This window comes from Streptomyces sp. NPDC051452, from assembly GCF_044454765.1.
Classification (GTDB): Bacteria; Actinomycetota; Actinomycetes; order Streptomycetales; family Streptomycetaceae; genus Streptomyces.
Map to the genome: position 1 here is coordinate 41,161 of NZ_JBITEB010000014.1, position 12,211 is coordinate 53,371.

Below are 12,211 nucleotides of genomic sequence, written 5' to 3' on the forward strand. Positions count from 1 at the left end.
TGCGGTCCGGCCGTCGGTGTACGGGCCGGGGCCGGCGCGGCGAGGCACGGGAATGCGGGTAATCGCGCCCCATGCGGCGCGGCGCACGGGTTGTCGAGACTCCTCGCCGAGAGGTTCGTCCTGCGCTGACCGAGGAGTACACATGGGCAATCCCCTGTCGTTGTGCGTCGTGGCCCTGGACCCGCTGCTCGAAGCCGGTGCCGTCAGCGCCCTGTCCGGCAACCGGGACATCGCGCTGGTCCAGCCGGAGGACAAGGCCGACGTGGCCGTGGTGATCTTCGACCGAGTGGATCGCGAGGAACTCGATCTGGTGGCCGCGACCGGCGACGGCCCGCACCGGCCCGCCGTCATCGTGATCGCCTCCCACATGTCCGCGGCCGAGGCCGCGGACGCCATCAACGCCGGGGCCCGCGGTCTCCTGCGCCGGCACGAGGTGGACGCCGACCGGCTGGCGCGGACCGTGCGAACCGTGGCCGGCGGCGACTGCACCGTGCCCCCCGACCTGATCGACGGCCTGCTCGACCAGAGCACCGAGACCGACCCGTATCCCGGCGTACGGGGCCGCGGCCCGGACTGGGGCCTGGACGAGCGGGAACGCGCGGTCCTGCGGATGGTGGCCGACGGCCGGGAGACCGATGAGATCGCCAAGGAACTCTGCTACTCGACGCGGACGGTGACCACCGTGGTCCGCGACATCACCCAGCGGTTCCGGCTGCGCAACCGCGCCCACGCGGTGGCCTACGCGCTGCGGACGGGCCTGCTGTGACCGGCCTCGTCCTCGAAGCGGCGCCGGTTGCCGGGCGGGACGACGGCGTGCCGCGCGTGCATCTGTGCCCGGCGGGCGGGGCGGCCCGCGACACGGTCGCCGCCGGTCTGCGCCGGGCCGGCGTCGAGCTGGTGGCGGCAGGAGACTGCGACGGGGTCGTCCGGGTTGCCGCGGGCCGGACGCCGGGAGCGGCGCTCGAGGGCCGACCGGAACCCGGCGGCGGCCCTCTCCTGCTGATCTCCGACACCTTCACCGCCGCGGGAGTGCGGCTGGCCGTGCGGGCCGGGGTGACGGCGATGCTGCAGTCCGCCGAGGCCACGCCGGAGCGCCTGCTCACCGCCGTCCACGCCGCCCGGTACGGCGACGGCCGGATGTCGTACGGCGTACTGGCCCGTCTCCTCGACGCGACGGCCGGCGACGAGGCGGAGCGCCGGCGCCCCGTGCCCGACTCGCCGCTGACGGCCCGGCAGAAGACGGTACTCGCGCTGGTCGCCGAGGGGCACGGCAACGCGGCCATCGCCCGTGAACTGTCCTGCTCCCAGCACACCGTGAAGAACGTCATGTACGACCTGATGACCCGCCTGCAGGTCCGCAACCGGGCACACGCGGTGGCGTACGGCGTCCGCACCGGGCTGATCTGAGCCGATCCCGGTCCCGACCAGAGACATTGACGCAGCAAAAGCCGCGACGGGCGCTGCCGCTCCTTCCCTACTGCGCCGCCACGCCCGAACGGCAAGCTCCGGACGTGCCCCGACCACCCGAGGCACGCGACGACCTACCCGACTCCTCGGAGGTGAGCCGGTGGACCGCTGTGACGGCCGGACGACATCCTTCTCGCAGCAACGACTGTGGTTCCTCGACCAACTGCGCCCCGGCACGGCGGACCATCTGCTTCCGCTGGCGCTGCGCCTGCGGGGCGACCTCGACACCGAGGCCCTCGCCGCCGCTCTGGCCGACGTGGTCGACCGGCACGAGGTGCTGCGCACCCGGTATGCGGCCGCCGACGGCGAGCCGGTGGCCCATGTGGTCCCCCGGGTCGAGGTTCCGCTGGACAGGGTCGACGCGCCCGCCGCCGGAGCGGCCGGAATCGCCGCGGTCCTCGACCGCGCGCTGCGCCGGCCGGTCGACCTGTCGACCGCTCCGCCGCTGCGGGCCACTCTGGCGCGGCTCGCGCCCGACGACCACCTGCTGGTCGTCGTGGTCCACCACATCGCCTTCGACTTCTCCTCCTGGAACGTCCTCACCCGAGACCTGGCCGCGGCCTACCGCGGCAGGACCACCGGTGTCGGCCACGGGCTGCCGGAGCTTCCCCTGCAGTACTCCGACCTCGCGGCCCTCCAGCGCGAGCGGTCGGCCGGTCCCCGGCTCGCCCGCGGCCTCGACCACTGGCGCTCACGACTGGCGGGCCTGCCGCCGCTGGACCTGCCGACCGACCGGCCCCGCCCGGCCGAGTTCGACGGCGCCGCCGCCGTGGCCCGGTTCACCCTCCCCGCCGATCTGGTGGCACAGGCCGACCGGCTGGCCCGCTCCCGCCGCGCCACCCGTTTCATGGTGCTGCTCGCGGCCTTCCAGGCCCAACTGGGCCGCTACAGCGGGCAGAGCGACTTCGCCGTCGGCACCCCGGTCGCCGGCCGCGGCCACCGCGCCGCCAGGGACCTCATCGGCCCCTTCGTCAACACCGTGGTGTTGCGCGCCGACCTGTCCGGCCGACCGGGTTTCGGCGAGCTGGTGGACCGGGTCCGGCACGCGTTCCTGGCCGACCTCACGCACGCCGACACCCCGTTCGAACGCGTGGTCGGCGAGCTGGCCCCGCCCCGCGACCTCAGCCGCAACCCCCTCTTCCAGGTCTCCTTCCTGACCCTCGACTCCCAGGCCGCACCACCCGACCTGCCCGGCCTGTCGGTCGAAGTGGTGCCCATCCCGGTCGCCGGGACACCGTTCGACCTGGCGCTCGACCTGCTCGGCCGCCCCGACGGCAGCCTCGGGCTGCGCCTGCAGTACGCCACCGCGCTGTTCACGCCCGAGACGGCCGCCCGCATCACCGAGGACTACGTCCGGCTCCTGCACGAGCTGCTCGCCACCCCGGACAAGCCGCTGGCCGGTGCCACCTCCGTACTCGAGCCGCTGCCCGGCGGCGAGCGCCGCCGCCGGCTCGCGCTCGGCCGGGGTAGCGCCCGCGCCGTGCCACCGCAGACCATCACCGACCTGTTCGAGCAGCAGGCGCGCCGCACCCCGCACGCCATTGCCGTCAGTTCCGGGGACGGCGAGCTGAGCTACGCCGCACTCGACCGGCGGGCCGACGAGCTGGCACACCGGCTGCGCGGCCTCGGCGTCGGCCGGGGCACCCGGGTGGGCGTTCTGCTGGAGCGCGGCACCGGGCTCCTCGTCGCCCTGCTCGGCGTTCTCAAGGCGGACGCCGCCTACGTCCCACTCGACCCACTGCACCCCGCGCGGCGCATCGGCCACCTGATCGAGGACACCAGGGCCGCGGTCGTCGTCACCACCGGCCCGCTGACCGGACGGGTGGCCGGCACCGAGGCAAGGACCCTTCTGCTCGACGGCGACCCGCCGCCGGCCGGCGCGGCGCACCGGCACGAGCGGACCACCGGACCTCACGACCTGGCGTACGTCTTCCACACCTCCGGCTCGACCGGCACCCCCAAGGGCGTGCAGATCCCGCACCATGCCCTGACCAACTTCCTGCTCGCCATGGCGGCCCGGCTGGAGCCGGGGCCGGAGACCACCGTGCTGGGCGTCACCACCGCCTCCTTCGACCCCTCGATGCTGGAGCTGTGTCTGCCGCTGCTGGCCGGCGCCCGGCTGGTGCTGGCCGACAGCGAGCAGGCCCGCGACCCCGAGCGCCTGATCCGGCTGATCGGCGAGGCCCGCCCGGATCTGATGCAGGCCACCCCGTCCATGCTGCGGATACTGGTCGACACGGGCTGGACCCCCGGCCCAGGTCTTACGGTGCTGTCAGGCGGAGAGAAGCTGCACACCGACCTGGCCGCGGCGCTCGCGGCGGACGGAGCCCCGGTCCTGGACCTCTACGGGCCGACCGAGGCCACGATCTGGACCAGCGTGGCCCGACACGGCGCCGACGGACGGGTAGAGCGGTGGGCGGCGGTGGACAACACGACCGTCCGCGTGCTCGACGACCGGCTGGAGCCGGTGGCCGAGGGCGTCACCGGGCACGTCTGCATCGGGGGCGACGGCCTCGCGTGGGGCTACCGGGGGCGGCCCGCGCAGACCGCCGGCGTCTTCGTCCCCGACCCGCACGCCACCGCCCCCGGCGGCCGGCTGTACTTCACCGGCGACCTCGGCCGGATCCGTCCGGACGGCTCGCTGGAGATCCTCGGCCGCAGCGACCACCAGGTGAAGATCCGCGGCCACCGGATCGAACCGGGCGAGATCGAGGCCGCGCTGCTCGCTCTCGACGGCGTCCGCGCCGCCGTGGTACACCCGACGCCGGACGCCGACGGCGGTCAGCAGCTCACCGCGTATCTGGTCGCGGACGACCCCGGGAACCCTCCCGCCCCCGACGCCCTGCGCGCCGAACTGCTCGACTCCCTGCCCCACCATCTGGTGCCGGCCGCGTTCGTCCTGCTGGACGCCATCCCGACCGCGGTCAGCGGGAAGGTGGACCGCCACGCGCTCCCCGTGCCGGCGCCGCAGGCGGCCGGACCGGCAGCCGCTCCGCGCACCCCGCGGGAACGGTCCGTGGCCAGGGTCTGGGAAGAGGTCCTCGGCGCCACCGGGATCGGCGCCCACGACGACTTCTTCCTGCTCGGCGGACACTCGCTGCTCGCCACCCGGGTGTCCGTGCGCCTGCGCGCCGCCCTCGGGGTGGACGTCCCCGTACGGGCCCTGTTCGACCACCCCACCGTCGCCGCCCTCGCCACGGCCCTGGACGGCTATCCACCGCTGGCCCCGGACGGCCCCCTGCCGCGGCTGACCGCACGCCCGCGCGGCGCGCGCACGACCGCCGGCCGCTGACCGCAACCACCTCCTCGCCCAAGGACCGCCATGACACTCCTCGCGACCACCGACACCTCTGTCTTCGAGAAGATCGAGTCCGAGGTGCGGATGTACTGCCGTACCTTCCCCGTGGTGTTCGAGCGCGCCAAGGGCGCGCTGCTGCACACCGACGACGGCCGGACCTTCATCGACTTCTTCTGCGGCGCCGGCAGCCTCAACTACGGACACAACCACGACGCCGTCAAGCGGCGCATCATCGACTACCTCGCCGACGACGGCCTCATGCACGGCCTCGACATGCACACCGTCGCCAAGCGCGACTTCCTCACCCGCCTCACCGAGGTCGTGCTGCAGCCGCGCGGCCTCGACTTCAAGGTGCAGTTCACCGGCCCGACCGGGACCGACGCGGTCGAGGCAGCCCTCAAGCTGGCCCGCCGGGCGACGGGCCGCACCGGCCTGACCGCCTTCACCGGTGCCTACCACGGGATGTCCCGCGGCTCGCTGGAGGTCACCGGCAGCCGCCGCGCCCGCCGCGCGGGCACGGTCGCCGGCGGGGACGTGACCTTCGTCCCCTTCGAGGACGGCCCGCTCGGCCCGTTCGACTCGATCGGCCTGATCGAGCGGCTGTGGGCGGACCCGTCCTCCGGCACCGAACCGCCCGCGGCCGTCGTCGTCGAATCGGTACAGATGGAGGGCGGCGTCTACCCCGCGAGCCGGGAGTGGCTGCGCCGGCTGCGCGAGGTCACCGAACGGCACGGGGTACTGCTGATCCTGGACGAGATCCAGACCGGCTGCGGCCGCACCGGCGCGTTCTTCGGCTTCGAGGATTCCGGGATCGTGCCGGACATCGTCACCGTCTCCAAGTCCCTCAGCGGCTACGGGCTGCCGCTCTCGCTCACGCTGTTCCGCCGCGAGCTGGACCTGTGGCAGCCCGGTGAGCACACCGGCACGTTCCGCGGCAACCAACTCGCTTTCGTCGCGGCCACCGCGGCCTGTGAACTGTGGCAGCGGGACGACTTCCTGAGCGGCCTTCAGCGGAGTGCGGAGCGCCTGGCCCGGTTCCGGGCCGACGCGGCCGCACTGGACCCCGGCCTCGTGGTGCGCGGCCGGGGCATGGTGCTGGGCGTCGACACCGCCGGGGCCGGCGGAGCGGAGCGGGCCGAGCGCGTCCAGCGACACGCCTTCGAGCGCGGCCTGATCGTCGAGCGCTGCGGCCGCTACGACGAGGTCCTCAAGGTGATGCCCCCGCTGACGATCGAGCCGGGTCTGCTCGACGACGGGCTCGGCATCCTGCTCGACGCCCTGCAAGCGAACTGACGGCCAGCCACCCGAGGAGGAACCCCGCGATGCCCCGCCCCGACCGCCACCACCTGATCTCCGTCGATGACCTGACCGACCGGGAGCTGCGCTGGCTCGTGCACCGCGGCGCCCAGTACGCCGCCGGCGAGTGCGAGGGTGCCCGGCCGCTCGCCGACGCCGTCGTCGGCGTACTGTTCCGCAAGACGTCCACCCGCACCCGGACCGCGTTCTCGGCCGGCGCGCTCCGGCTCGGCGCGCGGCTGATCACCTATGGTCCCGGCGACCTCCAGGAGAACACCGGGGAGAGCTCCGAGGACACCGGCGACGTGCTCTCCCGGATGCTCGACGTGCTGGTGGCGCGCACCGCGGGCAGCACCGAGGAACTGCGCGCCTACGCCGCCCAGCAGCGGATGGCCGTGGTCAACGCGATGAGCGCCGCCGAGCATCCCACCCAGGCCCTCACCGACCTCACCACGATGCTTCGCCGCTTCGGGCGAATCGAGGGACTGAGGGTGCTGTACGCCGGCGAGGGCAACAACACCGCCTCGGCGCTCGCCCTGGCCCTCAGCCGGTTCCGCGGCACCGAGCTGCACCTGCGGACCCCGCCCGGCTACGGACTGGACGCGGCCTTCCTCGACCAGGCGGCCGTGCACGCCAAGGAGTCCGGCGCGCTGGTCGAGGAACGGCACAACATGGCCGACCTGCCCGAGGTCGACATCGTCTACACCACCCGCTGGCAGACCACCGGCACGACCAAGCCCGACCCCGACTGGCGGCGCGTGTTCGCCCCCTTCCGGGTGGACGCCGCCGTGCTGGCGGCCTGCCCCGGTGCCGTCTTCATGCACGACCTGCCCGCGCACCGCGGCGACGAGGTGACCGGCGAGGTGCTGGACGGCCCCGCGAGCATCGCGTTCCAGCAGGCCGAGAACAAGTACCACAGCGCCCGCGCCGTTCTGGAGTGGTGCCTCGGCGGCATCCCGGCAGAGCCGGCCTGACGACCGGCCGACCGCCGGCCCGGCGCACTCTTCCCAGGGAGGTAGCACAGCAATGTCCGACACCATACGCATGCCCGGCGGGGGGTGGCGCCTGTGGACGCACTTCGCACTGCGCGGGCCCGGCTTCCCCGCCGCGGGAGTACTACGGCTGGCCCCGGAGGGCCTGGCCTCGGCCGCGGACAAGTTCGCCCCCGGGGATGTGCCGGCGGGGGCGGACTGGCAGGCGTTCGAGGAGGCCTTCTCGGCGGCCGCGGTGCGCACCGCACGCGACCTCCAGGAGATCGCCGCCTCGGCACCGTTCCGCGCCGCGGTCGCCTGGCAGAACCGCACGGTGCTGCGCACCGGCATCAAGCCGTTCCTCGACTGGACACCGTCCGCCGAGGGCCGCACCAGCATGCCCCGCCAACGCGAGGAACTGGTCGCCCACTACTGGCAGCGGTTCTGCGTCAAGAACGACACCATCGGCTTCTTCGGACCGGTCGGCTGGGGCACCTTCGACCCCTCCCGGCGCGGCCTCGAGGTGCACCCCGGCACGGGCCTGGTCGCCGAGTCCCGGGTCTACTTCTCCAGCTGGTCGATGGACGCCCTCGCGAAGGCCATCGACCGCGACCCGCGGGTGCGCGCGTGGACGCCGCCGCGCCAGGTTCCGTTCGTCCGGGTGGTCGACGGCGCGGTGCGCCTGCCCGGCCGCCCGCCGCAGCCGGCTCCGGAACCCGCGCTCACCGTCCTGCGCCTGTGCGACGGGCGTCGGACGCCTGCCGAGATCACCGCCCTGGCCGCCCGGGAGCTGGGCCGCGACCTGCCGGCCGGGGAGGTGACCGAGGCCCTGGAATGGCTGGTCTCGCGCCGCCTGATCGGCTGGAAGCTGGACGTGCCCGCCGGTACCTACCCCGAGCGGGAACTGCGCGCCATGCTGGAGCGCATCGGCGACCCGGCGGTACGGGAACCCGCCCTGGCCAAGCTGGCGGTGCTGGAGACCGGCCGCGACCGGGTCCAGCGGGCCGGTACCGAACCCGAGGAGCTGACCGCCGCGCTCGCCGCCCTGGAGGCGGGCTTCGCCGAGATCACCGAGGTGTCGGCGGTCCGCGAGAAGGGGGCCCGCACCGCGCCCAACCGCGCCCTGGTGTACGCCGACTGCCGCCGGTCCGCCACGGCGACCGTGGGCACCGCCGTCCTGGCCCGGCTCGCTCCGCTGGAGCTGTGCCTGACCGCCGCCCGCTGGATGACCAACCGGTACGCGGAGGCCATCGGCGCACGCGTCCACGAGGCCTACCAGGAGCTGCGGAAGCTGCACGAGCAGGTCGACCTCGGCTCGCTCTGGTTCGCCTGCCTGCCCGCCCCGCACCCAGAATCCCTCACCGACATCGAGCGCATCCAGGCCGAGCTGCGCGAGCGCTGGGCGCGGATCATCGACGCCCCGGCCGGCGCCCGGCGGGTCTCGCTCTCCAGTGCCGCCATCGCCGACCGGGTACGCGAGGCGTTCCCCGAGGGCGGCCGCGGCTGGTCGCTCAGCCGCTACATCAGCCCCGACCTGATGATCGTCGCCGAGGACCTGGACGCCGTCGAACGCGGCGAGTTCCAACTCGTCATCGGCGAGCTGCACGTCGCCATGAACACCCTCGCCCAGTCGCTCTTCGTCCACCAGCACCCCGACCGGGGGCAGCTGATCGACGAGACCACCCGCGACTTCCCCGGCCCACGGCTGCTGCCCATGCTGCCCAAGGAGCTTCCGCTCAAGTGGTCCGCCCGCAGCCGGCAGTCCCTGGACCGCCCGGAGGACCACTACGTCGCACTCGCCGACCACAGCGCCGACCCGCGCCGCCCGCGCACCGTCCGCTCCGGCGAGGTGCGGGTGGAGGAGCGCGACGGCGGGCTCACGGCCGTGCTGCCCGACGGCTCGGTCTTCGACCTGCTCGACGTGTTCTGCCACGCGCTCAGCAACCGTGTGATGGACCGCTTCACCCTGCGCCGGGACGGCGACCACTCGCCCCGGATCACCATCGACTCCACCGTCGTCGCGCGGGAGAGCTGGCGGTTCGCCGGCTCCGCGCTGGCCTTCGCCGACGACAAGAGCGAGGCCAGGCGGTTCGTCCGAGCCCGGCAGTGGCGGGACACCCACGAACTGCCCCGCTTCGTCTTCGTGGTCTCCCCCGCCGAACCACGGCCCTTCTTCGTCGACTTCGACAGCCCCGTCTACGTCAACATCCTCGCCAAAGCCGCCCGCCGCCTCGCCCGCAAGGACCCCGACGCCCAGCTCACCGTCACCGAGATGCTCCCCACCCCCGAACAGACCTGGCTCACCGACGACCAGGGCCGGCACTACACCTCCGAACTACGCCTCGTCGCCGTCGACCGGAGCACCGCCCCCGGGGAGCAGGCATGACCGCCCCCGCGGGGTCGACGTTCGTCGAGGACATCCGGGCGCACGCCGTCCGCGCACCGCACTCCCCGGCCCTGCTGACCGCCGACGGCCCGACCGGGTACGGCGAACTGGCCGCCCGGATCGACCGGATCGCCGCCCACCTGGCCGCTCGCGGGGTGGGCCCGGAGCGGGTCTGTGCGGTGGCCCTGCCTCCCGGCGCCGACGCCGTGGTCGCGACCGCCGCGGTCGTCCGGGCCGGCGGGGCGTTCCTCACCCTGGACACCGGCCTGCCCGACCGGCGGCTCGCCGCGCTCGCCGCCGGCGGCGGCGCGGCCCACCTGCTCACCTGCGCCGCCCTCGCCGACCGCCTCGGACCGCTGGTCGACGTACCCACCGTCCTGCTCGACCGGCTTCCGGCCGCCGGCCCGCCGTCGGCCGCCTTCCGCGCCCCCCATCCGCGCTCGCTCGCCTACGTCAGCCACACCTCTGGCTCGACCGGCACCCCCCATCCCGTCCTGATCGAGCACGGCGGCCTGGACAGGTACCTCCGCGCCGTCGTCCGCGACAACGCCCTCGGGCCCGGCATCGTCAGCCTCCAGCTGGCCCCGCCCGGCTACGACGCGTCCATCCGGGACACCTTCGCGCCGCTCGTCGCGGGCGGGTGCGTCGTCCTGGTAGAACGCGCGCGCCTGCTCCGCGCCGAGTCCTTCGCCGACACCGTCGCCGAGTACGGCGTCGACACTCTCCTCAGCACCACTCCCTCCTTCCTCAGCTTCCTCGCCCAGTCGCCCCGCGCGGCGGAGCGGCTGCGCTCGCTGCGCCTGGTGTGCTCGAGCGGCGAGTCGCTGCGTCCCTTCCTCGCCGCCGGCGGCCGTGCGCTGGTCGGCGGCCGGCTGGTCAATCAGTACGGGCCCAGCGAGTGCACCATGACCTCCACCCGGTACGACGTGCCGACCGCCCCCGACCCCTCCGCCGACATCGTCGGCACCGCCATCGACGGCACCGTCGTACGCCTGCTGGACCCGCGGGGGCGCGAAGTCCCGGACGGGCGGACCGGCGAGGTGCACATCGGCGGCGCGGGCGTCGCCCGCGGCTACGGCGGTCGGCCCGGCCTGACAGCCGACCGTTTCCCGCCCGACCCGTACGGGCCGCCCGGCGCACGGCTGTACCGGACCGGCGACCTCGCCCGACGCGCCCCCGACGGGGCGCTGGAGTACCTCGGCAGGGCCGATCGCCAGATCAAGATCCGCGGCCACCGCGTGGACCCTGCCGAGGTCGAGGCCGCCCTGCTCACCCACCCCGAGGTCACCGGCGCCGTGGTGACCGCCGAGACCGACGACCGGGGCCGGACCTGGCTCTGGGCCCACGTCACCGGTGACCTCGCAAGCACCACCGACGCCCATCTGCGCGCGCACCTGGCCGGTACTTTGCCGCCGCACCTGATGCCCAGGCGGTTCGCCCGTCTGGAGCGCCTGCCCGTCACGCACAGCGGCAAGGCCGACCGGCGGGCGCTGCGCGACAGCGTTCCGGAGCCGGTGTCATGACGGCCGCGGACACCCGGATCGCACCGGCCGCCGTGCCGGCCGCCGCCGAGCGGATCGCCTCCCACGTGAGGCACACCCCGCTGCTGCGCCACGACCTGCTGCCCGGACTGCTGGTCAAGGCCGAACACCTCCAGCACAGCGGGTCCTTCAAGCTCCGCGGCGCGGCCAACGCGCTGCTCGCGCTCGGCGCCGACGCCGTGGTCGCCGGCTCCTCCGGCAACCACGGCATCGCGGTGGCCACCCTGGGCCGTGCCCTCGGCCTCCGGGTCACCGTGGTGATGGCGGCCGGCGCGGCCGAGACCAAGGAAGCGGCCGTCCGGGCGCTCGGCGGCCGGGTCGTCCGGGTACCCGGCGGGGTGGCCGACCGCGACCGGTACGCGAAGGACCTCGCCGCCCGCACCGGAGCCGCGCTGGTGCCCTCCTCGGACCACGACCTGGTGGTGGCCGGACAGGGCACCGTGGGTCTGGAGATGTTGCGGGACGCCCCCGACCTCGACGCGATCTTCGTGCCGGTGGGCGGCGGCGGCCTGCTGGCCGGCGTCTGCCTCGCCGCCGCCCATCTGGGCAGCGCGGTCCGGATCATCGGCGTGGAACCCGAAGGGGCCCGGCGCTACGCCCGCTCTCTCGCCGCCGGCCGCCCGGTCGAAGTGCCGCCCAGCGACTCGGTGGCGGACGGGTTGCGCGGCCAGCGGCCCGGCGAGGTGATCCTGCCGATCGTCCGGCACCGGGTCGACGAACTGATCGGGGTCGGCGACCCGGCCGTGCTCCGCGCGATGACCCTGCTGCACCGCGCCGGCATTCCGGCCGAGCCGAGTGGCGCGGCCGCCCTGGCCGGTGCCCTCCGGCTCAACCTCCCCGGCCGCAGCGCCGTCGTCGTCTCCGGCGGCAACAGCGCCGCCGCCCTGGCAGCCGCCGGAGCCGCACACACCGGCACCGGCCGCCGACCGGCCGCACCGCCCCGCCTCGCTTGCCCACATCCACACCACTCCGAAGAAGGACGGGCCATGAACCCCATCGACACCGCCGAACTCACCGGGCTGATCACCGGCTACTACCGCGAGACGCTCGGCGACGACACCCTCGACGCCACGAGCGACTTCTTCGAGGCGGGCGGCGACTCGCTCGCCGCCTTCCAGATCGTCCACCGTCTCCAGGAACTGCTCGACACCGAGATCGCGGTCGCCCTGGTCTTCACCTATCCGTCGCCGGCAGAGCTCGCACAGGTCGTCGTCGACGACCTGTCGCTCGCTTCCGCGTCGGCCTAGGGGGC

General features: G+C 74.4%; 8 protein-coding genes. All 8 read left to right on the forward strand.

Annotation, left to right across the window (positions count from 1 at the left end):
- Nucleotides 1-142: 142 nt before the first annotated feature.
- The 8 genes from ACIBA9_RS27775 to ACIBA9_RS27810 all read left to right on the forward strand — a co-directional run bounded on the left by ACIBA9_RS27775 (nucleotide 143) and on the right by ACIBA9_RS27810 (nucleotide 12,206).
- Nucleotides 143-766, forward strand: coding sequence for a LuxR C-terminal-related transcriptional regulator (locus ACIBA9_RS27775; RefSeq protein ID WP_399367133.1), 624 nt, complete (start codon nucleotides 143-145; stop codon nucleotides 764-766).
- The gene (locus ACIBA9_RS27780) at nucleotides 763-1,407 is read left to right on the forward strand and encodes a LuxR C-terminal-related transcriptional regulator (RefSeq protein ID WP_399367135.1); all 645 of its coding nucleotides are present in this window, start codon (nucleotides 763-765) and stop codon (nucleotides 1,405-1,407) included. Before ACIBA9_RS27775 ends, ACIBA9_RS27780 begins: the two co-directional genes overlap by 4 nt.
- 160 nt (nucleotides 1,408-1,567) lie before the next feature.
- Nucleotides 1,568-4,759, forward strand: coding sequence for an amino acid adenylation domain-containing protein (locus ACIBA9_RS27785; RefSeq protein ID WP_399367137.1), 3,192 nt, complete (start codon nucleotides 1,568-1,570; stop codon nucleotides 4,757-4,759).
- A 30-nt stretch (nucleotides 4,760-4,789) separates the two neighbouring features.
- Nucleotides 4,790-6,058, forward strand: a complete 1,269-nt coding sequence (locus ACIBA9_RS27790; RefSeq protein WP_399367139.1) for an aspartate aminotransferase family protein — start codon at nucleotides 4,790-4,792, stop codon at nucleotides 6,056-6,058.
- Nucleotides 6,059-6,087: 29 nt separating this feature from the next.
- The gene (locus ACIBA9_RS27795) at nucleotides 6,088-7,035 is read left to right on the forward strand and encodes an ornithine carbamoyltransferase (protein WP_399367141.1); all 948 of its coding nucleotides are present in this window, start codon (nucleotides 6,088-6,090) and stop codon (nucleotides 7,033-7,035) included.
- A 52-nt stretch (nucleotides 7,036-7,087) separates the two neighbouring features.
- A complete protein-coding gene (locus tag ACIBA9_RS27800; RefSeq protein WP_399367143.1) occupies nucleotides 7,088-9,418 on the forward strand; it encodes a lantibiotic dehydratase in 2,331 nt (776 codons plus the stop codon).
- A complete protein-coding gene (locus ACIBA9_RS27805) occupies nucleotides 9,415-10,941 on the forward strand; it encodes an amino acid adenylation domain-containing protein (protein WP_399367145.1) in 1,527 nt (508 codons plus the stop codon). The genes ACIBA9_RS27800 and ACIBA9_RS27805 overlap by 4 nt, the downstream gene beginning before the upstream one ends.
- Complete coding sequence (locus ACIBA9_RS27810; protein ID WP_399367147.1) at nucleotides 10,938-12,206, forward strand: pyridoxal-phosphate dependent enzyme; 1,269 nt, start codon at nucleotides 10,938-10,940, stop codon at nucleotides 12,204-12,206. Before ACIBA9_RS27805 ends, ACIBA9_RS27810 begins: the two co-directional genes overlap by 4 nt.
- Nucleotides 12,207-12,211 lie beyond the last annotated feature (5 nt).

Coding starts and splice junctions, on each gene's coding strand:
- ACIBA9_RS27810 (WP_399367147.1), top strand. CDS start 10,938: ATGACGGCCGCGGACACCCGGATCGCACCGGCCGCCGTGCCGGCCGCC.
- ACIBA9_RS27775 (WP_399367133.1), top strand. CDS start 143: ATGGGCAATCCCCTGTCGTTGTGCGTCGTGGCCCTGGACCCGCTGCTC.
- ACIBA9_RS27790 (WP_399367139.1), top strand. CDS start 4,790: ATGACACTCCTCGCGACCACCGACACCTCTGTCTTCGAGAAGATCGAG.
- ACIBA9_RS27800 (WP_399367143.1), top strand. CDS start 7,088: ATGTCCGACACCATACGCATGCCCGGCGGGGGGTGGCGCCTGTGGACG.
- ACIBA9_RS27805 (WP_399367145.1), top strand. CDS start 9,415: ATGACCGCCCCCGCGGGGTCGACGTTCGTCGAGGACATCCGGGCGCAC.
- ACIBA9_RS27795 (WP_399367141.1), top strand. CDS start 6,088: ATGCCCCGCCCCGACCGCCACCACCTGATCTCCGTCGATGACCTGACC.